Here is a 20575-nt window from a genome sequence, read left to right on the forward strand (position 1 = left end):
CCGCACGGGGAACGCGGCGCGGCCGGCCCTCATGGTGCTGCCCGTCGCGTTCTTCGCCGTCTTCTTCGCCTGGCCCGTCGTCTCGATCGTCGAGCGCGGGCTCAGGCCGGACGGGCACTGGGAGCTCGGCCGCTTCACCGAGACGCTCGGCAGCCCCGAGATCCTCGACGTGCTGTGGTTCACGCTGTGGCAGGCGCTCGCCTCCACCGCGCTCACCCTGCTCGTCGCCCTGCCCGGCGCGTACGTCTTCGCCCGGTTCGACTTCCCGGGCAAGCGGGTGCTGCGCGCCGTCGTCACCGTGCCGTTCGTCCTGCCCACCGTCATGGTGGGCACGGCGTTCCTCGCCCTGGTCGGGCGTCGCGGGCTGCTCGACGAGCTGTGGGGCGTCCGGCTCGACACCACCGTGTGGGCCATCCTGATCGCCCACGTCTTCTTCAACTACGCCGTCGTCGTCCGCACCGTCGGCGGCCTCTGGTCCCAGCTCGACCCCCGCCAGGAGGAGGCCGCCCGGGTCCTCGGCGCCTCCCGATGGCGGGCCTGGCGGACGGTGACCCTGCCGGCCCTCGGCCCGTCCGTCGGCGCCGCCGCGCTCATGGTGTTCCTGTTCACCGCGAGCTCCTTCGGCATCGTGCAGATCCTCGGCGGCCCCGCGTACTCCACCCTGGAGACCGAGATCTACCGGCAGACCGCCGACCGGCTCCAGCTCTCCACCGCCGCCGTCCTCACGATCGTGCAGTTCGTCGCCGTCGGCGCGATCCTCGCCGTGCACGCCCGGATGGTCCGCCGCCGGGAGACCGCGCTGCGGCTGGTCCCGCCGGAGCGCACCGCCGCCCGCCCGCGCGGCGCCGGCCAGTGGCTGCTGCTCGCCGCCGTCCTGCTGTCGATCGGGCTGCTGATCCTGGCGCCGCTCGGCGTCCTCGTCGAACGCTCGCTGGCCACCCCGACCGGCTACGGCCTCGACTACTACCGGGCGCTGCAGTCCGTGGACGAGAACGGCACCTTCCTCGTGCCGATGACCGACACCATCGTCAACTCCCTGCAGTACGCGCTTGCCGCCACCGCCATCGCCGTCGTCATCGGCGGGCTCGCCGCCGCCGCGCTCACCAGGCGGGCCGGCCGTCTCGTCCGCGGCTTCGACGCGCTGCTCATGCTGCCGCTCGGGGTGTCCGCCGTGACGGTCGGCTTCGGCTTCCTCATCACCCTCGACGAGCCGCCGCTCGACCTTCGGGCCAGTTGGATCCTGGTGCCGCTCGCACAGGCCCTGGTCGGCGTCCCCTTCGTCGTACGGACCATGCTCCCCGTGCTCCGTGCGGTGGACGATCGGCTGCGGGAGGCCGCCGCCGTGCTCGGGGCCTCGCCGTGGCGGGCCTGGCGCGAGGTCGACCTGCCGCTCGTGCGGCGCGCGCTGCTCATCGCCGCCGGGTTCGCCTTCGCCGTCTCGCTCGGCGAGTTCGGTGCGACGGTCTTCATCGCCCGCCCCGACAACCCGACCCTGCCGGTGGCCGTGGCCCGGCTGCTCGGCCGGCCGGGCGAGCTCAACTACGGCCAGGCCATGGCCCTTTCGACGATCCTGATGGTGGTGTGCGCGGTGTCCCTGCTGCTCCTCGAACGGCTGCGCTCCGACCGGACCCCGGGGGAGTTCTGATGCTGACGCTCGACGGCGCGACCGTACGCTTCGGGGACCGCGCGGTGCTCGACGCGGTGGACCTGGAGGTCGCCGACCACGAGATCGTGTGCGTGCTCGGACCCAGCGGCAGCGGCAAGTCCACCCTGCTGCGGGCCGTCGCCGGACTCCAGCCGCTCTCCGCGGGCCGCGTGCTCCTCGGCGGCGCCGACCAGACCGGGGTGCCGGTGCACCGGCGCGGGGTCGGCCTCATGTTCCAGGACCACCAGCTGTTCCCGCAGCGCGACGTCGCCGGGAACGTGGCCTTCGGGCTGCGCATGCACGGCACCCCCAAGGCAGAACAGGGCGCCCGCGTCGAGGAGTTGCTCGACCTCGTCGGCCTCCCGGGCGCCGGGCGCCGGTCCGTCTCCTCGCTCTCCGGCGGCGAGCAGCAGCGCGTCGCCCTCGCCAGGGCGCTCGCCCCCCGGCCCCGGCTGCTCATGCTCGACGAGCCGCTGGGCCAGCTCGACCGGGGCTTGCGCGAACGGCTCGTGATCGAGCTCCGCGGCCTCTTCGGGCAGTTGGGCACCACCGTGCTCGCCGTCACCCACGACCAGGGCGAGGCCTTCGCGCTCGGCGACCGGGTCGTGGTGATGCGGGACGGGCGGATCGCCCAGTCCGGCACGCCCCTGGAGGTCTGGCGCCGGCCCGCCTCCGAGTTCGTGGCGCGCTTCCTCGGCTTCGACAACGTGGTCGCGGCCACGGTCACCGGGGCCGCCGCCGACACCGCCTGGGGCAAGATCCCCGTCCCGGACGGCTCCGCCCAGGGCGACCGGCGCCTCCTCGTCCGCCCCGGCGGCGTCCGTCTCGTCGCCCCCGGCGAGGGGCTGCCCTGCCGGGTCGAGTCCCGCACCTTCCGCGGCAACCACGTCGCCGTACGCCTCCGGCCCGTCGAGGGCCCGGCCCTGGAGGCGGAGTTCCCGCTGCGGGACGCGCCGGAGGAGGGCGGGGCGGTGGACGTGGCCTTCCGCGCGGAGGACGTCCTCGTCCTCGACGGCTGACGGTCCGCGGGGCGTCGAGGCGGGGCGCCGGTGGGGAGTGCTACGCCTCCGCCAGCCGGGCCAGTGCCGCCGGGGCCTCGTCGACCGAGTCGACCAGCGCGATCCGGGCCGCCATCGGGCGCCCCTGCGCGAGTGCGCCGAGCAGCGGCCAGGCCGGCAGGCGCTCGGTCCAGTGGGCGCGGTCCACCAGGACCATCGGGGTGGGTCCGCTCGGCGGGGCGTAGTAGTTCGGCGTCGCGTTGTCGAAGATCTCCTGCACCGTGCCGGCCGCGCCCGGCAGGAACACGATCCCGGCGTTCGAGCGGGCGAGCAGACCGTCCTCGCGGGTCGCGTTGGCGAAGTACTTGGCGATGCGGGCGGCGAACGGGTTCGGCGGCTCGTGGCCGTAGAACCAGGTGGGGATGCCGACCGAGTCGCCGCCGCGCGGCCACCGGGCCCGTACCTCGAAGGCGGCCCGCGCCCAGTCCGCGACCGAGGGCGTGAACGACGGCGCCTTGGCGAGCAGCTCCAGGGCCTCGTCGAGGACGGCGTCGGCGAGCGGGGCGGTGTACGCGCCCAGGTTCGCCGCCTCCATCGCGCCGGGTCCGCCGCCGGTCGCGACGGTCAGTCCCCCGCGCGCCAGCGACCGCCCGAGCCGGGCCGCCCCCGCGTACGCCTCCGTGCCCCGGCCCATCCGGTGTCCGCCCATCACGCCGACGACCCGGGCGCCCGTCAGGTGCTCGTCCAGCGCGTCCGAGATGGCGTCGTCGTGGAGGGAGCGCAGGATCGAGGAGAAGATGTCGCCGTCCTCCCTGGTCCGCTGGAACCAGGCGTACGCGCGGGCGTCCGGGGTCGCCTCGTACGGGTGCGTGGCGATGCCCTCGAACAGTTCCTCGGGGGAGTAGAGCCGTGCCCGGTACGGGTGGAACGGCAGGTCCGGCACCGGCGGGAACACCAGCGCGCCGTCCGCCCGCACCTTGGCGGCGGCCTCCGGCTGCATGGCGCAGCCCAGGAAGACGGCGTCGGCGGTGGAGGCGGCGAGCAGGGCGAAGGTGCGGTCGGTGAGGTCGACGGACTGGATCCGGTACGAGGTGAGGGAGCCGTGCGCGCCGAGCGCGGCGTCGAACTCGGCGAGGGAGTGGATCTCCCGTTGGTGCGGATGCGTCGGCATGGGGCCACGATAGGCGGCGGGCGCGGGCCGGTGCCCGGCCTCCGGCCGGGCCCGGGGGCCCCGCCCGCGCCGCTCGTGCGCCGGGGCCGGCAGCGGTGTGCGGGTGTTGCCGTGCCGCCCGCGCGCCGTCGGCGCAGGCGGTCAGCCTCTCAGGGGTACCGCCGCCAGTTCGCCCACCGTCCAGGTCAAGGGGACGAACACCGCCAGGAGGACGGCCGCTCGCATGAGGGCCGCGGTGCGCAGGACCGTCGGCGGGGCGCCGATGCGGAGGAGGGCCTCGGTGGTGAGCGTGCGGGACTGGCGGGCTTCCAAGGCCGCCGTCAGGAGGGTCGCCGTCGTGCAGGCGATGACCAGGGTGGCGCCCAGGCCGGTCAGGGGGCCGATGCCGCCGCCCAGGGCCAGCGCGGCGACGACGCCCGAGCCGACCGCGCACACCACGCCCAGGGGGCGCCCGATGCGGCGGGACTCGGAGATCAGGACGCGGCCCGCCAGGAGGCGGACCGCGCCGGGCCGGACCATCTGGAGGAGCCGGCCGCACCAGTGGGTGAGGCCCGGGCCCGCCATCGCCAGGCCCACCGCGGTGAGGATCCAGCCCGCGAGGACGCCGCCGCTGCCGGTCCGCCCCGCGTAGGTCTCCAGGGCGAGGCCGGTCGCGAGCAGGGCCACGCCCCAGGGGAGGCCCGAGGGCTGCGGGGTGGTCTCGGCGGCTTTGCGGGGGCGCAGGGCCAGGCCCGCGGCCGTCGCCGCGACCACCGGCAGGACCGCGAGCAGGGTGAGCGCCGCCGCCAGCGGGATCGGCTGGTCGGCGGCGAGCAGCTCGGCCGCCGCGCCGTCGAAGGGCAGGCCGGTGATGTCGCCGCGCAGGTGCAGGTAGAAGAGGAGGGCGACCATGGAGCCGAGGGTGCACGCGACCGCGGTGGACGCCGCCGCGACGGCGGTGAGCCGGGCGGGGCCGAGGCCGACCGCGGAGAGGCCCGGCCGGGGCCGGGTGCTGGGGTCGGTCCTGGCCACCGCCACCGCGAACTGCACCGTCGCGGCGAGCGGCAGCGTGCACCACAGCAGGCGCAGCAGGGAGGCCGAGGAGCGGTCCGGGTGGCCTACCGCGTAGCCCAGGGTGCACAGCAGCAGGAAGCCGACGCCCGCCGCGGCGGCGGCGACGAGCAGGCGGCGGAGCTGGACCAGGGGGTGGGAGCCGCGGACTAGACGGAGAGCGAGCACGCGGTGACGCCCTCCGCCCCGGTGGCCGGCGGTACGGAGCCGACGCGCCGTCCGTCGAGGAGCGCGACCGTGCGGTCGGCGAGGGCGGCGACCTCGGGGTCGTGGGTCGCGAGCAGCACGGTGATCCCGTGCGAGCGGGCCGCGGCGGCGAGGGTGCGCAGCACCTGGGTGCCGTCGGCCCGGTGCAGGGTGGCGGTCGGCTCGTCGGCGAAGAGCACCGAGGGGGTGGTGACGAGGGCGCGGGCGATGGCGATCCGCTGGCGCTGGGACTGGGTGAGGGCGTTCGGGCGTCTGCGGGCGGCTGCGCCGGCGTCGAGGCGGTCGAGCCATTCCAGGGCGCAGGTCTTGGCGGCCCGGTGGGAGATGCCGCGCAGCAGCAGGGGCAGGGCGGCGTTTTCCCAGCCGGAGAGTTCGGGGACGAGCCCGGGCTCGGGGTCGATCCAGCCGAAGCGCTCGCGCCGCAGCCGTTCGCGCTGGGCGGTGGCGAGGGTGTGCACGGGGGCGCTGTTGAACCAGACCTCGCCCTGCCGGGCGACGGTCTGGCCGGAGAGGCAGCGCATCAGGGTGGTCTTGCCGCTGCCGCGCGGTCCGACGAGGGCGAGGATCTCGCCTTCGCGTACGCCGAGGGAGACGCCGGTCAGGACGTCCGTGCCGCCCAGGGTGCAGTGCAGGGAACGCGCCCAGAGCACGTCGTTGTCCGGTGGGGCCATCGCGTACACCTCGATGTCGAAGCCAAACAGAGTCCGTTCCCCCGTCCGGGGGAACGAGGGGACGGGCCTGTCGGTCACTGGGGTCCCCGGAGGGCCCTGGTGGACGGGCGGCGGCGTCACTCGGCACCGTAAGGATTCAGATCGGTTTGTACGGACAGCACGCGGCCCGGGCCGCCGCCATCCACTCGGATGGCCGCATGCCCGGGCCGGGGTCACGCCGTGAGGGCGGCGTGGCGCACGTCGAGATCTACAGCTTCGACCAGGCCTCGGTGAGGGTGGCCCGGAGGATCTGCTCGATCTCGTCGAACGTGGTCTGGTCCGCGATCAGCGGCGGAGCCAGCTGGATGACCGGGTCGCCACGGTCGTCGGCACGGCAGTACAGGCCGTTGTCGTAGAGCGCCTTCGAGAGGAAGCCGTAGAGCACGCGCTCCACTTCCTCGTCGTTGAAGGACTCCTTGGTGGCCTTGTCCTTGACGAGCTCGATGCCGTAGAAGAAGCCGTTGCCGCGGACGTCGCCGACGATCGGCAGGTCGTGCAGCTTCTGCAGCGTCGAGAAGAAGTTGCCCTCCTGGTCCAGCACGTGCTGGTTCAGGCCCTCCTTGTCGAAGATGTCGAGGTTCGCCAGGGCCACGGCGGAGGACACCGGGTGACCACCGAAGGTGTAGCCGTGCAGGAAGGTGTTGTCGCCCTTGTAGAACGGCTCCGCGATGCGGTCCGAGACGATGCAGGCGCCGATCGGGGAGTAGCCCGAGGTCATGCCCTTGGCGCAGGTGATCATGTCGGGCACGTAGCCGAACTTGTCACAGGCGAACATCGTGCCGAGGCGGCCGAAGGCGCAGATCGTCTCGTCGGAGACGAGCAGCACGTCGTACTGGTCGCAGATCTCGCGGACGCGCTGGAAGTACCCGGGCGGCGGCGGGAAGCAGCCACCGGCGTTCTGCACCGGCTCCAGGAAGACGGCCGCGACGGTGTCGGGGCCCTCGAAGAGGATCTGCTGCTCGATCTGGTCGGCGGCCCAGCGGCCGAAGGCCTCGGGGTCGTCGCCGTGGATCGGGGCGCGGTAGATGTTGGTGTTCGGCACCTTGTGCGCGCCGGGGACCAGCGGCTCGAAGGGGGCCTTCAGGGCCGGCAGACCGGTGATGGACAGGGCGCCCTGCGGGGTGCCGTGGTAGGCGACCGCACGCGAGATGACCTTGTACTTGGTGTGCTTGCCCTGCAGCTTGAAGTACTGCTTGGCGAGCTTCCACGCGGTCTCGACGGCCTCGCCGCCACCGGTGGTGAAGAAGACCTTGTTCAGGTCGCCGGGGGCGTAGTCCGCCAGACGCTCGGCGAGCTCGACGGCCTTGGGGTGCGCGTACGACCACACGGGGAAGAACGCGAGCTCCTGGGCCTGCTTGTACGCGACCTCGGCCAGCTCCTTGCGGCCGTGACCGGCGTTGACCACGAACAGGCCGGCGAGGCCGTCGAGGTAGCGCTTGCCCTTGTCGTCGAAGATGTAGGTGCCCTCACCGCGGACGATGGTGGGGACGGGGTTGTTCTCGTACGACGACATGCGGGTGAAGTGCATCCACAGGTGGTCGTAGGCGGTCTTGGACAGGTCCTGGCTCACGGCTATCGGGTTCCCCACATATAGGTCTGCTTCTTGAGCTTCAGGTAGACGAAGCTCTCGGTGGAGCGCACCCCGGGGAGGGTGCGGATGCGCTTGTTGATCACATCCAGAAGGTGGTCGTCGTCCTCGCAGACGACCTCCACCATGAGGTCGAAGGAGCCCGCGGTCATCACCACGTACTCGCATTCGGCCATGGCGGTCAGCGCCTCCGCGACCGGATCCAGGTCACCCTCGACGTTGATGCCGACCATCGCCTGCCGCCTGAAGCCCACGGTGAGCGGGTCGGTGACGGCGACGATCTGCATGACGCCCTGGTCGAGCAGCTTCTGGACGCGCTGTCGTACGGCGGCTTCGGAGAGGCCGACGGCCTTTCCGATGGCTGCGTAGGGACGGCGACCGTCCTCCTGGAGCTGCTCGATGATCGCCAGGGAGACGGCATCGATCGTCGGGGACGAACCGGTTCCGGTTCTGGAGTCTGTGCTTCGACTGGCCACGACCTCACTGTGCACCGAACCTCGTCGGTCTTGCAACCCCAAAGTGATGAAATCCGTTGTTCGAGGTCGATGATCTAACGGAATCCGAAGTTGGCGAGGCTCGGGCCTGTTGAAAGCGTCAGCCGACCGACTAGGCTCTGAGGTGTTCCGCCCACGCGGGACGCCGCACGACGGAGTGCGGAGACAGAACGTGACAGGAGGGGTGGCAAGTGACCACCGAGCTGCGCCGGCTTCGCAACTACATCAACGGGGAGTTCCGCGACGCGGCCGACGGCCGCACCATCGACGTGATCAACCCCGCCACGGGTGAGGTGTACGCCACCTCCCCGCTTTCCGGCCAGGCCGACGTCGACGCCGCCATGGAGGCCGCCGCGGCCGCCTTCCCCGCCTGGCGCGACACGACGCCGTCCGAGCGCCAGAAGGTCCTGCTGAAGATCGCGGACGCCTTCGAGGAGCGCGCCGAGGACCTCATCGCCGCCGAGGTCGAGAACACCGGCAAGCCCACCGCCCTCACCGCGAGCGAGGAGGTCCCCCCGATGGTGGACCAGATCCGCTTCTTCGCCGGTGCCGCCCGCATGCTCGAGGGCCGCTCGGCCGGTGAGTACATGGAGGGCATGACCTCGATCGTCCGCCGCGAGCCGGTCGGCGTCTGCGCCCAGGTCGCGCCGTGGAACTACCCGATGATGATGGCCGTGTGGAAGTTCGCCCCGGCCCTCGCCGCGGGCAACACGGTCGTCCTCAAGCCCTCGGACACCACCCCCGCGTCGACCGTCCTGATCGCCGAGATCATCGGCCAGATCGTCCCCAAGGGCGTCTTCAACGTCATCTGCGGCGACCGCGAGACCGGCAAGGCCATGGTCGAGCACCCGACCCCGGCGATGGCCTCCATCACCGGCTCGGTCCGCGCCGGCATGCAGGTCGCCGAGTCGGCGGCCAAGGACGTCAAGCGCGTCCACCTGGAGCTGGGCGGCAAGGCCCCGGTCGTGGTCTTCGAGGACACCGACATCGAGGCGGCCGTCGGCGACATCTCCGTCGCGGGCTTCTTCAACGCCGGCCAGGACTGTACGGCCGCCACCCGCGTCCTGGTCCACGAGTCGATCCACGACGAGTTCGTCGCCGCCCTCGCCAAGGCCGCGAGCGAGACCAAGACCGGCCAGCCGGACGACGAGGACGTGCTCTACGGCCCGCTGAACAACGCCAACCAGCTGAAGCAGGTCAGCGGCTTCATCGACCGCCTGCCGGCGCACGCCAAGGTCGAGGCGGGCGGCCACCGGGTCGGCGACAAGGGCTACTTCTACGCCCCGACCGTCGTCTCCGGCCTCAAGCAGGACGACGAGATCATCCAGAACGAGGTCTTCGGCCCGGTCATCACGGTCCAGTCCTTCACGGACGAGGCCCAGGCGCTCGAGTTCGCCAACGGCGTCGAGTTCGCCCTGGCCTCCTCGGTCTGGACGAAGGACCACGCCCGCGCGATGCGCATGTCCAAGGCCCTCGACTTCGGCTGCGTGTGGATCAACACCCACATCCCGCTGGTCGCCGAGATGCCCCACGGCGGCTTCAAGAAGTCCGGCTACGGCAAGGACCTGTCGGCCTACGGCTTCGACGACTACACGCGCATCAAGCACGTGATGACGTCCCTGGGCTGATCCCCCTCGCCCCCCGCGGCCCCGGCACCTTGATCGACAAGGTGTCGGGGCCGCGCCGTCCCGGTCGACGGAGCGTCCATTGCCGCTGTTCGTGGGCGCCGACGATGCTGGGCGGGTGACAGCGACAGCGAGAGTCCCCGTGAGCCAGAACCCGTCCCGCCGCGCCCTGCTGCGGGGGATCGGCGGTGCCGGCGCCGCCGCGCTCCTCGCCGGCTGCGGGGTGCCCGCCGCCTATGTCGACCCGGAGGACCGGGCCGGGCGCGACCTGTCCGCGCGGGACCGGTTGCTGCACTTCGCGAACTGGCCGCTCTACATCGACACCGACGACGAGGACGCCAGGAAGCGGCCGACCCTGGACGCCTTCGCGAAGCGGACCGGGATCTCCGTGCGCTACACGGAGGAGATCAACGACAACGACGAGTTCTTCGGCAAGATCGGCCCGGCCCTGATGAACCACCAGGAGACCGGCCGGGACCTCGTCGTGATCAGCGACTGGATGGCCGCCCGCTACGTACGGCTCGGCTGGGTCCAGGAGATGGACCGGGCCCGGCAGCCCAACGTCGCCAGGCACCTCGACCCGCTGCTGCGCAGCCCCGCCTTCGACGAGGGGCGGCTGCACTCGGTGCCCTGGCAGTCCGGGATCACCGGCATCGCGTACAACCGCAGGAAGCTCGGGCGGGAGATCCGGTCGACCCAGGAGCTGTGGGCCGACGACCTGCGCGGCAAGGTCACCCTGCTCTCCGGGCTCGACGAGTCCTTCGCGCTGCTCATGCAGGGCCGGGGCGTCGACGTCACCCGCTGGACCGCGGACGACTTCCACGGACTGTGCGAGCAGATGGAGGGCCTGGTCCGGCGCAAGCACATCCGGCGCTTCACCGGCAACGACTACATCAAGGACCTGTCCACCGGCGACGTGCTCGCCTGCCAGGCGTACTCCGGCGACGTCATCCAGCTCCAGGCCGACAACCCGGACATCGCGTTCGTGGTGCCCGAGGAGGGCGCCGAGCTGTGGGCCGAGTCCCTGATGATCCCCAATCTGGCGCGGCACAAGACCAACGCCGAGCGGCTCGTCGACTACTACTACGAGCCCGAGGTCGCCGCCGAGCTGGCCGCCTGGGTCAACTACGTCTGCCCGGTCCCCGCGGCCCGCGACGTCCTCGCCGACTCGGGCGACGAGGAGCGCGCGGCGCTCGCCGAGGACCCGCTGATCTTCCCGGACGACGCGATGCGGGCGCGGCTGGCCATCGCCCGGGACATCTCCGCGGAGGAGCGCGCCGAGTTCGCCAAGCGGTGGAACTCCATCGTCGGGCTGTGAGTTCTCGGGGCATGACGGACCGGATCACGAGAGACGCACCCCTGGACGCCCTCGCCACGTACGGCCTGTTCGCCGCCTGGGCGCTGCACGACGCCGAGGAGGTGGCCTGCGGGCCGCGCTGGATGCGGGAGAACCTGCCCCGGCTGCGGGAGCGCTTCCCGGCGGTGCCGGAGGCGGTGTGGAAGGCGGCCGGATCGGTGGACGACCGCGAGTTCCGGGCAGCGGTGGCGGTGATGGCCGCGATCGTCGGCGCGGCCGCCGCCGCGGGCGGCCGGTCGGGCGGCCGGTCGGCCTTCTACCAGGGCGCCTTGAACGGCTTCGGGCTGCACGGGCTGGTGCATCTCGCCCAGGCGGCGGCCGTGCGCGGGGTGACCCCCGGCTCGGTGACCTCGCCGCTCGTGGTCGTTCCCTTCACCCTGTGGGCCCGCGGCCGGCTGCGGCGGGCGGGAGTGCTGCGGCCCACCCGGGCCAGGGACGTGGTGGCCGGGACCGCGATCGCGGCGGGGGCGACCGTCGTCGCGCACGCGGTCGGGCGCAAGCTGGCCCCCCATTTTTGAACGTGTTCATGAGGGGCGTACGCTGCCCCCATGAGCGACACGAACGGGCCCAGAGCCCTCTCCACGCGCATCCGCATCTGGCTTGTCGTCTTCATCGTCTGTCTGGTGCTGAGCGGAGCCACCGCGTTCCCGCTCGTCACCGAACTGCGCCTGGCCGACGGCGCCCTCGACTCCTGGGCGGCGCCCCTCGCCGACGCCTTCCCCGGCCTCGCCGAGTGGATCGCCCGCGTCCGCACCGGCCTCGAAGGAGCCGACGCCGACGCCCCCTACCTGCTCTACGGCACCGACTGGCTGGCCTTCGCCCACCTCGTCATCGCCGTCGCCTTCTACGGCCCCTACCGCGACCCGGTCCGCAACATCTGGGTGGTCGAGTTCGGCATGATCGCCTGTGTCGGGATCATCCCGCTCGCCCTGGTCTGCGGCCCGATCCGCGGCATCCCCTTCTGGTGGTCGGTCATCGACATGTCCTTCGGGGTCCTCGGCATCGTCCCGCTGCTCGTCGTCCGCCGGATGATCAAGCGCCTGGAAGCCCTGGAAGCCGCACCGGCCCTCAGGCCGACGGCATCCCGTACGTCGCCAGCATGAGGTTCAGCGCCACCTTGTTCATCTCCTGGCCCTTGGCGTCGGTGGAGTTGACGCTGTAGACCAGGGTCCGCTCGCCGTGGCGGGTCGAGGCGATGGCCGCGTTGTAGCCCCAGCGGCCGCCCGTCTTGCCCCACACCTCCCGCCCGCCGAGCTTCTTCATCGACAGACCGACGGAGTACGCGGCCGGGTCCCCGGTCCCGAGGTCCGCCACCTGCGGCAGCGTGAACATCTCCTCCAGGAGCGGCCCGCGCACCACCCGGCCCGCGAACAGGGCGTCGGTGAAGCGCTCCAGGTCCGCGGTGGTGGAGATCAGGTCCCCGGCCGCGAAGCCGTCCGTGGCGCCCCAGACGGACACGTCCCGCAGCCCGGTCGTGCCGTCGTCCAGCCGCATGGTCTGGTAGCCGTGGTTGTGGCGCCCCTCGATGCGCGGGTTCGCGCCGGGGAAGAAGGTGTCGCGCAGACCGAGCGGGCGCAGCACGCGCGTGCCCACCTGGTGCGCGTACGAGTCGCCCGTGACGCGCTCGATGATCAGACCGGCGATCGTGTAGCCGATGTTCAGATAGTGCTGCTTCTCACCCGGGGCGAACTCGCGCGGCCGCGCGGTCGCCGAGCGGACCATGTCCCGAGGGTCGTGCGCCACGAAGCGGTTCGCGCACCACTCCTCGACCGTCTCGCCGGGCATCTCGGCCGCCGGGATCCCGTGCGTGTGGTTCAGCAACTGGCGCACCGTGACACCGGCGTACGCGGCGGGGATCAGCTCCGGCAGATACGAACGGGCCGAGCGGTCCAGGTCGATCCGGCCCTCGCCCGCCAGCTGCAGCGCGACCGCGGCCGTGAACACCTTGGTCACCGAGCCGGCCCGGAAGCGGCCCCCCGGATCGGCCGGCCGGTTCGTCCGCAGGTCGTGCACGCCCGCGCCGCCCTGCCAGGCGCCCTCCGTGCCGCCGACCCTCACCAGCGCCGCCGTCGCGTCCTTCGAGGGCAGCCCGGCGATCACCGCGCTCAGGTCCGGGCTCCGCTGCGCACCCGGCTCGGCGGCCGCCGCCGGCACCGGGGCGGCGGCGCTCGACAGGACCGAGGGGCCCGCCGCGACACCCAGGACGAGGGCGGCGGCGAGCAGGGTGCGGGTCGTGCGCTTCATGGTCAACTCCGTGGGTGTGAGCCGTCGTTCGGGATGGCTCCATCCTGCTGACCAGGCGCGTTCCCCGGATCGCCCGCACCGGCGGTTCGCGCGGCCGGCTTTCCTCACCCGGCCGGGGGAGTCACCCCCGGAAAGCTCCCCCGCCCGGGGGAGGCCCGGCCGCCACGAGCCCCGTCTCGTACGCGCAGATCACCGCCTGGATCCGGTCCCGCAGCCCCAGCTTCGCCAGCACATTGCCCACGTGCGTCTTCACCGTGTGGTCGCTCACCACCAGCTCCGCCGCGATCTCCGCGTTGGACAGCCCCCGCGCGAGCAGCAGCAGCGTCTCCCGCTCCCGCCCCGTCAGCACGTCGAGGCGCGCGTCGGCGGGCGTCCCGGCCCGGCGCGGACCCGCCGCCGTGTACTGCTCCACCAGGCGCCGGGCCACCGAGGGGGCGAGCAGCGCCTCGCCCGCCGCCACCACCCGGACCGCGTGCACCAGGTCGTCCCGGCGCACGTCCTTCAGGAGGAAGCCGCTCGCGCCCGCGTGCAGCGCCTCGTACACGTACTCGTCCGAGTCGAAGGTCGTCAGGATCACCGTCCGGCACTCCGACTCCGCGCTGATCAGCCGGCACGCCTCGATCCCGTCCATCCGGGGCATCCGGATGTCGAGCAGCGCCACATCGGGCCGCAGCCGCCGCACCGCCTCCACCGCCGCGGCGCCGTCCCCGACCTCCGCGACCACCTCGATGTCCTCCTGCACGTCCAGGATCAGCGAGAAGCCGCTGCGCACCAGCTCCTGGTCGTCCGCCACCACCACGCGCAGCGTCATCCGCGCACCTCCAGCGGGAGCACCGCCCGCAGCTCGAAACCACGCCCGTCCGGGCCCGGCCCGGCCGAGGCCCTGCCGCCGTGGGCGGCGGCCCGCTCGCGGACCCCGACCAGGCCGTGCCCCCCGGAACCACCGGGCCGCGGGCCGCGCCCGTCGTCCGTCACCCGGACCTCCACCTCGTCGCCGCGGTAGCCGAGCCGCACCGACACCGAGCCGGCCTCCGCGTGCTTGACCACGTTGGTGAGCGCCTCCTGAACGATCCGGAAGACCGTCGCCCCGGTCGCCGCGGGCAGCGGCCGCACGGTGCCCTCCGTCGCGTACCGCACCTCGATGCCGCCGCCCCGCACCCGCTCGACGAGCTCCGGCAGCCGGTCGACGCCCGGCTGCGGGTCCCGCGGCGCGGCGGAACCGCCCTCGTCGCGCAGCACGCCCAGCATCCCGCGCAGCTGGGCCATCGCGTCGCGCCCGGTCTCCGAGATCGCCTCGAACGCGGCCTCGGCCCGCTCGGGCGCCCTGCGCACCGCCAGCGGTCCCGCCTCGGCCTGCACGATCATCAGGCTCACCGCGTGCGACAGGATGTCGTGCATCTCCCGGGCGATCCGGGACCGTTCCCGGGCGGCGGCCTGCTCGGCCTCGACCCGGTGGGCCCGCTGCCGGGCGTCCGTCAGCCGCCCGAAGACACAGGCGGCGCCGAACACGAAGAGCGAGAAGGTCAGTTCACGCGCCGACTGGGTGTTGAGCCACACCGACACCGGCACCGCGACGAGCAGCAGCAGCGCCGTCACCAGCCGCTTCCACGGCGGCGAGAGCACGGCGACCGTGTAGACGCTGACCAGCCCCGGGTACGGCAGCGGCTGCCCGGGGCCTTCGAGCGCCAGCTTGTACAGGGCGCCGGCCGCCAGCAGCGCGAACAGCACCGTCATCGGCGCCCGCCGCCGCCACACCAGCGGCAGCACGGTGAGCGTCGTCAGCCCGTACGCCGGCCAGGTCGCCGGCTCCAGTTCGGGCGGGCGCGGCACCACGAACGGCATCGTCATCGCCGCCTGCACCAGCAGCGCCAGACCGATGTCCACCGCCCACGGATGGGCGGCGGCCCAGTCCCGCAGCCCCTGGACCTCCCGAACCCCGCGCAGCGCGCGCAACCCCCGTGTCCCCCCTGCCCCCATTACGGCTTGCGGCCCACCGCTCCGTACTGCGCGACCGCCGCCGCCCCCGGCGCACGCCACTGCGCGCAGGACACGATCCCCGGCTCGAGCAGTTCGAGACCGTCCAGGAAGGAGGCGAACTCCGCCCGGCCGCGCGCGGTGATCGGCGGGGTGGCGTTGGCGTTCCAGAACTCCATCGCCGCGATGTTCCCCTCGCCGCCCACCTCCGCGTCGAAGGTCGGATGGGTCAGCACGAGATGACTGCCGGACGGCAGCGGCGCCATCAGCGTGCGCACGATCGACCGGGCCTCGTCGGTGTCCAGGACGAAGTTGAGGATGCCCAGCATCAGCACCGCGACCGGCCGCGAGAAGTCCAGCGTCCCGGCGGCCGCCGCCAGGATCCGCTCCGGGTCGTGGGCGTCCGCGTCCACGTACTCGGTCAGGCCCTCGGGCGAGCTGGTCAGCAGCGCCCGCGCGTGCGTCAGGACGATCGGGTCGTTGTCGACGTAGACCACCCGGGACTCCGGCGCCACCCGCTGCGCGACCTCGTGGGTGTTGTCGGCCGTCGGCAGCCCCGTACCGACGTCGAGGAACTGGCGCGTCCCCGCCTCCGCCGCGAGCAGGGTCACCGCCCGCCCGAGGAACGCCCGGTCCGCCCGGGCCACCGCGCCGATGCTCGGATGGAAGGACGTGACCTGGTCGCCGACCGCCCGGTCCACCGGATAGTTGTCCTTGCCGCCGAGCCAGTAGTTCCACACACGGGCGTTGTGCGCGATGTCGGTGCGGATCCTGTCGTTCATGCACGGGCCTTTCGCAGTACGGCGGCGAGGGTGTCGACCCGGTTGGTGGTGATCGAATCCACCCCGTTGCGGATCAGCTTACGCATGGTCCAGGCGGTGTCCGCGGTCCAGGTGGAGACCAGCAGGCCGTCCTTGTGCACCCGCGCCACCAGCTCCCGACTCGCCAGGCCGAAGCGGTAGTTGAGCCACCGCGGGCGCACCGCTTCGAGCAGCGCCCGACGCGGCGGGACCAGCGTGTTCCAGGTCAGGGCGATCTCCGCGGCCGGGTCGGCGGCGCGCACCTGGAGCATGGCGACGGCCCCGGCGCAGTAGTACACGCGCTCGCCCGCCCCGCACTCGCGGACCGTGCCGACGACCGTGCGCACCGAGCGCTCGTCGCCCCCCGGCAGATCGAGCATCAGCCGGTGCGCCCCGGCGGCGATCAGCGCCTCGCGCAGCGTCGGCACCCGGCCCTGGGTGAGCTCCTCGAGGTTGCCGACCGTCAGCGAGGACAGCGGGCGCTCGACCTTCCAGAGCCGCTTGAGGGTGTCGTCGTGGAGCAGGACGGGCACGCCGTCCTTGGTGAGCCGCACGTCGACCTCCACGGCGTCCGCGCCCCGGTCGATCGCCGAGACGATCGACGGGACGGTGTTCTCGCGGACGCGGTAGGGGTCGCCGCGGTGGCCTACGACAGTGACGGGGTCCATGACCCCATTCTCCCGGCGCTCAGCGCGCCAGCCACTGCTCCGTGTACGTGTCGATCTCCTGGACGATCCGGGCCTTGCCGGCCTCGTCCAGGAACGAGGCCTCGACCGCGTTCTTGGCGAGGGCCGCGACACCGCGCTCGTCCAGGCCCAGCAGGCGGGCGGCGACGGCGTACTCGTTGTTGAGGTCGGTGCCGAACATCGGCGGGTCGTCGCTGTTGATCGTGACGAGCACGCCGGCGTCCACCATCTGCCGGATGGGGTGGTCCTCCAGACGCTCCACGGCACGGGTGGCGATGTTGGACGTCGGGCAGACCTCCAGGGCGATCCGGTGCTCGGCCAGGTGCTTCAGGAGCTCCGGGTCCTGCACCGAGCTGGTGCCGTGGCCGATGCGCTCGGCGCCCAGCTCGGTCAGGGCGTCCCAGACCGTCTGGGGCCCGGTGGTCTCGCCGGCGTGCGGCACCGAGTGCAGCCCGGCCGCGCGGGCCCGGTCGAAGTACGGCTTGAACTGCGGGCGCGGCACACCGATCTCCGGGCCGCCGAGGCCGAAGGCGACCAGGCCCTCGGGCCGCAGCTCGACGGCGAGCCGCGCGGTCTCCTCGGCCGCCTCGAGGCCGGCCTCGCCGGGGATGTCGAAGCACCAGCGCAGGATCACGCCGAGCTCGTTCTCGGCGGCCTTGCGGGCGTCCTCGATGGCCGCCATGAAGGCGTGCTCGTCGATGCCGCGGCGGGTGGAGCTGTACGGGGTGATGGTCAGCTCGGCGTAGCGGATGTTCTGCCGGGCCATGTCCCGGGCGACCTCGTAGGTCAGCAGCCGGACGTCCTCGGGCGTGCGCACCAGGTCCACCACCGACAGGTACACGTCGATGAAGTGCGCGAAGTCGGTGAAGACGAAGTAGTCGCTCAGGGCCTCCGGGTCGGTCGGGACCTTGGAGTCCGGGTGGCGGGCCGCCAGCTCGGCGACGATCCGCGGCGAGGCAGAGCCGACGTGGTGGACGTGCAGCTCGGCCTTGGGGAGCCCGGCGATGAAGGAATGCAGGTCGGTCATCGGGTCATGGTAGGCCGGGCCCCTTCCCCCGAAGGGCGAGGTCGTAGCATGGCGTGACCACGATGGGGGAGGCCCAATGTCCGAGAACAGCGACCAGCCGGTGGACCCGTGGGCTCCGCCCAACCAGGACGGCGTCGAGCTGAGCAAGCCGGCGACCCCGGCGACCCCGGCGACGCCGCCGGTCCACGACCAGAACACCGTGATCTCGATGCCGGGCAACGAGGTCCCGCCGCCGCCGGTCGCCCCGGGCGGCGCGTTCGGCTACCCGACGGCTCCGCCGGCCCCGGCGCCGGCCGCGCCGTCCTACGGCTACCCGCCGGCCTCGCCGTACCCGAGCTACGGCGCGGGGTACGGGCAGCCGGGCTGGCAGCAGTCCCCGTCCAACGGGATGGGCGTCACCTCGATGGTGCTCGGCATCATCGCGGTCGCCGGCTTCTGCATGTACGGCCTGGGGATCGTCCTGGGCATCCTGGCGCTGGTCTTCGGCATCATCGGCCTGAAGAAGGCGAACCGGGGCGAGGCGACCAACCGGGGCATGGCCATCGCCGGTGTGGTGCTCGGCTCGATCGGCACCCTGGTGAGCGCGGTGTTCCTCGCGTTCATCATCTGGGCCATCGTCGAGGGCGAGTCCCAGAGCGACTCGGACGAGGACCCGTTCGCGACCTCGCTCGTCGTGGACACCGCGGCCCGCTAGGACCGCCGGAGCCCGGTCGGAGCCGCGGCCCCGGCCGGGCCCCCGTCAGCGCAGCCGCTCCCGCGCCTCCATCAGCGCGAAGCCCAGCAGATTGAGCCCGCGCCAGCGCCGCGGGTCCCGGGCCCGCGGGTCGTCCGCGGCCAGGCCGATGCCCCAGACGCGGTCCAGCGGGCTCGCCTCCACCAGGACGCGCGAGCCCGTTCCGACCAGGAACGCCCTGAGCGCCTCGTCGGCGCCGAACTTGTGGACGCTGCCGGCCGTGACGATGCCGAACCGCTCGCGCTCCCAGACCGTCTCGTCGAAGCCGCGGACCAGGCGTCCGGCGTTCTTCGCCTGCGCGGGCGTGGGCGCCGCCAGCGCCGCGGCCTCGGCCTCCGGGTCCCCGAACAGCCTCGCCTTCGCGGCCATCATCCAGTGCTCCGCCGTCGCGTAGCGCACGCCGTCCACCACGAAGGGCGACGGCCACCACTGGCTCAGGCAGCTCGCCGACAGCTCGCCGTCCGGCCGCGGGCGGTGGCCCCAGAAGTGCAGCCACTTGACCCTCCCACCTCGTCTGACCTGGTCGATCAGCCCCTCAAGATCCTTCATGCACGCCACCTTCCCACCCGCCACGGACACTCCGTACGGCAATTTCCGGCCGCTCTCGACACATGGTCGACCGATTCCGTCGCGTAACCAAAAGGCAACAACGGAATCACTTGTTGCACCCGATCTCCTCTGTCAGGATCGGCACTCAATTCGAGCGGGAACAACGGAGAGCGTCATGGGCAACCGCTTCCAGGTGTCGGACCGTTTCGCGGACGGCGCGCAGTACATCGGGGGGCGGCTCCGCCCCGGGACCTCGGGTGAGGAGCACAGCGTCATCGACCCGGCGACGGGCGAGAGCGTCTACACCTACACGCTGGCCTCCACGGCCGACGTCGACGAGGCCGTCGCCGCCGCGAAGGCGGCCTTCCCCGGCTGGGCCGGTGCCACCCCGGGCGAGCGCGCCGAGGCCCTGCACCGCTTCGCCGGCATCCTGGCCGAGCGGGCGGCGGACATCGCCGCCGTCGAGTCGCTCCAGTGCGGCAAGCCCATCAAGCTGACCACCGAGTTCGACGTCCCCGGCACGGTCGACAACACGGCCTTCTTCGCCGGCGCGGCCCGTCACCTCCAGGGCCAGTCGGCCGCCGAGTACGACGGCGACCACACCTCCTACGTACGGCGCGAGCCCATCGGCGTGGTCGGTTCCATCGCCCCCTGGAACTACCCGCTCCAGATGGCGGCCTGGAAGATCCTCCCGGCGATCGCGGCGGGCAACACCATCGTCCTCAAGCCGGCCGAGCTCACCCCGCTGACCTCGCTGATGTTCGCGCAGGCGGCCACCGAGGCCGGGATCCCCGACGGAGTCGTCAACGTCGTCACCGGCGCCGGCCGCACCGTGGGCGAGCACCTGGTCGGCCACCCCGACGTGGTGATGACCTCCTTCACCGGCTCCACCCCGGTCGGCAAGCGCGTCGCCGAGATCGCCACCGCCACCGTCAAGCGGCTCCACCTGGAGCTGGGCGGCAAGGCCCCCTTCGTCGTCTTCGACGACGCCGACCTGGAGGCCGCCGCCCACGGCGCCGTCGCCGCCTCGCTCATCAACAGCGGGCAGGACTGCACCGCGGCCACCCGCGCCTATGTGCAGCGGCCGCTGTTCGACGCCTTCGTCGCCCGAGTCGCCGAGCTCATGGAGACGGTGCGGCTCGGCGACCCGTTCGACCCCTCGACCGACCTCGGGCCGCTCATCAGCCACGCCCAGCGCGACCGGGTGGCCGGCTTCGTCGAGCGCGCCCGCGGCTACGCCACCGTCGTCACCGGCGGCGAAGCCCCCGGGGGCGACCTGAAGGACGGGGCGTACTATCGCCCCACCCTGATCACCGGCGCGGCACAGGACAGCGAGGTCGTGCAGTCGGAGATCTTCGGCCCGGTCCTGGTGGCCCTGCCCTTCGACAGCGACGACGAGGGCATCCGGCTCGCCAACGACACCCCGTACGGCCTCGCGGCCTCCGCCTGGAGCCGCGACGTCTACCGGGCCAACCGGGCCACCCGCGAGATCAAGGCGGGCTGTGTGTGGGTCAACGACCACATCCCGATCATCAGCGAGATGCCCCACGGCGGCTACAAGGCCTCCGGCTTCGGAAAGGACATGTCGGCGTACTCCTTCGAGGAGTACACGCAGGTCAAGCACGTGATGTACGACAACACCGCGGTGGCGGCCAAGGACTGGCACCGCACGATCTTCGGGGACCGATAGCAGTCAGCCGCCGGACCAGCGGCCAAC

20 protein-coding genes are annotated in these 20575 nt (G+C 72.7%); 8 read left to right on the forward strand and 12 right to left on the reverse strand.

What is annotated here, in order from left to right; translation table 11 throughout:
- The first annotated feature begins 31 nt into the window (after positions 1 to 31).
- Entirely contained in the window at positions 32 to 1645 is a 1614-nt protein-coding gene (locus ACH414_RS10310) for an ABC transporter permease (protein ID WP_386569993.1), read from the forward strand.
- The gene (locus ACH414_RS10315; RefSeq protein WP_386569963.1) at positions 1645 to 2664 is read left to right on the forward strand and encodes an ABC transporter ATP-binding protein; all 1020 of its coding nucleotides are present in this window, start codon (positions 1645 to 1647) and stop codon (positions 2662 to 2664) included. The genes ACH414_RS10310 and ACH414_RS10315 overlap by 1 nt, the downstream gene beginning before the upstream one ends.
- A gap of 40 nt (positions 2665 to 2704) precedes the next feature.
- On the opposite strand, the gene ACH414_RS10320 is transcribed toward ACH414_RS10315, so the two are convergent.
- The 5 genes from ACH414_RS10320 to ACH414_RS10340 form a co-directional block, all read right to left on the reverse strand.
- On the reverse strand, positions 2705 to 3814 hold the full coding sequence (locus ACH414_RS10320; protein ID WP_382547950.1) for a Rossmann fold nucleotide-binding protein: 1110 nt from the start codon (positions 3812 to 3814) through the stop codon (positions 2705 to 2707).
- A gap of 141 nt (positions 3815 to 3955) precedes the next feature.
- Positions 3956 to 5032, reverse strand: a complete 1077-nt coding sequence (locus ACH414_RS10325; protein WP_398941460.1) for a hypothetical protein — start codon at positions 5030 to 5032, stop codon at positions 3956 to 3958.
- Positions 5014 to 5742, reverse strand: coding sequence for an ABC transporter ATP-binding protein (locus ACH414_RS10330; RefSeq protein WP_382547946.1), 729 nt, complete (start codon positions 5740 to 5742; stop codon positions 5014 to 5016). Before ACH414_RS10330 ends, ACH414_RS10325 begins: the two co-directional genes overlap by 19 nt.
- A 247-nt stretch (positions 5743 to 5989) precedes the next feature.
- On the reverse strand, positions 5990 to 7369 hold the full coding sequence (locus ACH414_RS10335; protein WP_382547944.1) for an aspartate aminotransferase family protein: 1380 nt from the start codon (positions 7367 to 7369) through the stop codon (positions 5990 to 5992).
- Positions 7354 to 7860 carry an Lrp/AsnC family transcriptional regulator gene (locus tag ACH414_RS10340; protein WP_132918998.1) on the reverse strand — a complete coding sequence of 169 codons (507 nt, stop codon included), beginning with the start codon at positions 7858 to 7860 and terminating at the stop codon, positions 7354 to 7356. The genes ACH414_RS10335 and ACH414_RS10340 overlap by 16 nt, the downstream gene beginning before the upstream one ends.
- 194 nt (positions 7861 to 8054) lie before the next feature.
- Here ACH414_RS10340 and ACH414_RS10345 point away from each other — a divergent pair, with 194 nt between their 5' ends.
- The 4 genes from ACH414_RS10345 to ACH414_RS10360 all read left to right on the forward strand — a co-directional run bounded on the left by ACH414_RS10345 (position 8055) and on the right by ACH414_RS10360 (position 11948).
- Positions 8055 to 9491 carry a gamma-aminobutyraldehyde dehydrogenase gene (locus ACH414_RS10345; RefSeq protein ID WP_382547942.1) on the forward strand — a complete coding sequence of 479 codons (1437 nt, stop codon included), beginning with the start codon at positions 8055 to 8057 and terminating at the stop codon, positions 9489 to 9491.
- Positions 9492 to 9630: 139 nt separating this feature from the next.
- Entirely contained in the window at positions 9631 to 10806 is a 1176-nt protein-coding gene (locus ACH414_RS10350; RefSeq protein WP_386569970.1) for a spermidine/putrescine ABC transporter substrate-binding protein, read from the forward strand.
- An 11-nt stretch (positions 10807 to 10817) separates the two neighbouring features.
- Positions 10818 to 11363: an HXXEE domain-containing protein gene (locus ACH414_RS10355; protein WP_391770285.1), complete on the forward strand. Its 546-nt coding sequence runs from the start codon at positions 10818 to 10820 to the stop codon at positions 11361 to 11363.
- Between the two features lie 30 nt (positions 11364 to 11393).
- Positions 11394 to 11948 (forward strand): hypothetical protein, encoded by a 555-nt coding sequence (locus ACH414_RS10360; protein ID WP_386569972.1) that lies wholly within the window; start codon positions 11394 to 11396, stop codon positions 11946 to 11948.
- Here the strand turns inward: ACH414_RS10360 and ACH414_RS10365 are convergent.
- From ACH414_RS10365 to ACH414_RS10390, 6 genes are all read right to left on the reverse strand, one after another.
- Entirely contained in the window at positions 11914 to 13089 is a 1176-nt protein-coding gene (locus ACH414_RS10365; RefSeq protein ID WP_398941464.1) for a serine hydrolase domain-containing protein, read from the reverse strand. The genes ACH414_RS10360 and ACH414_RS10365 overlap by 35 nt on opposite strands.
- Positions 13090 to 13210: 121 nt before the next feature.
- Positions 13211 to 13900, reverse strand: a complete 690-nt coding sequence (locus tag ACH414_RS10370) for a response regulator (protein WP_382547934.1) — start codon at positions 13898 to 13900, stop codon at positions 13211 to 13213.
- Complete coding sequence (locus ACH414_RS10375; protein WP_398941518.1) at positions 13897 to 14937, reverse strand: sensor histidine kinase; 1041 nt, start codon at positions 14935 to 14937, stop codon at positions 13897 to 13899. The genes ACH414_RS10370 and ACH414_RS10375 overlap by 4 nt, the downstream gene beginning before the upstream one ends.
- Positions 14938 to 15065: 128 nt before the next feature.
- The gene (locus tag ACH414_RS10380) at positions 15066 to 15845 is read right to left on the reverse strand and encodes an SAM-dependent methyltransferase (protein ID WP_382547932.1); all 780 of its coding nucleotides are present in this window, start codon (positions 15843 to 15845) and stop codon (positions 15066 to 15068) included.
- Positions 15842 to 16531 carry a glycerophosphodiester phosphodiesterase gene (locus ACH414_RS10385; RefSeq protein ID WP_382547930.1) on the reverse strand — a complete coding sequence of 230 codons (690 nt, stop codon included), beginning with the start codon at positions 16529 to 16531 and terminating at the stop codon, positions 15842 to 15844. The genes ACH414_RS10380 and ACH414_RS10385 overlap by 4 nt, the downstream gene beginning before the upstream one ends.
- A 19-nt stretch (positions 16532 to 16550) precedes the next feature.
- Positions 16551 to 17576, reverse strand: a complete 1026-nt coding sequence (locus ACH414_RS10390; protein ID WP_382547928.1) for an adenosine deaminase — start codon at positions 17574 to 17576, stop codon at positions 16551 to 16553.
- A 76-nt stretch (positions 17577 to 17652) separates the two neighbouring features.
- Here ACH414_RS10390 and ACH414_RS10395 point away from each other — a divergent pair, with 76 nt between their 5' ends.
- Positions 17653 to 18270: a DUF4190 domain-containing protein gene (locus tag ACH414_RS10395; RefSeq protein ID WP_382547926.1), complete on the forward strand. Its 618-nt coding sequence runs from the start codon at positions 17653 to 17655 to the stop codon at positions 18268 to 18270.
- A 45-nt stretch (positions 18271 to 18315) separates the two neighbouring features.
- Here the strand turns inward: ACH414_RS10395 and ACH414_RS10400 are convergent, their stop codons facing one another.
- The gene (locus ACH414_RS10400; protein ID WP_398941465.1) at positions 18316 to 18858 is read right to left on the reverse strand and encodes an NADAR family protein; all 543 of its coding nucleotides are present in this window, start codon (positions 18856 to 18858) and stop codon (positions 18316 to 18318) included.
- Positions 18859 to 19033: 175 nt separating this feature from the next.
- Between ACH414_RS10400 and ACH414_RS10405 the strand changes: the two genes are divergently transcribed.
- Positions 19034 to 20548, forward strand: a complete 1515-nt coding sequence (locus tag ACH414_RS10405; RefSeq protein WP_386569977.1) for a gamma-aminobutyraldehyde dehydrogenase — start codon at positions 19034 to 19036, stop codon at positions 20546 to 20548.
- Positions 20549 to 20575 lie beyond the last annotated feature (27 nt).

It is taken from the genome of Streptomyces sp. NPDC020422 (genome assembly GCF_044386705.1).
Classification (GTDB): domain Bacteria; phylum Actinomycetota; class Actinomycetes; order Streptomycetales; family Streptomycetaceae; genus Streptomyces.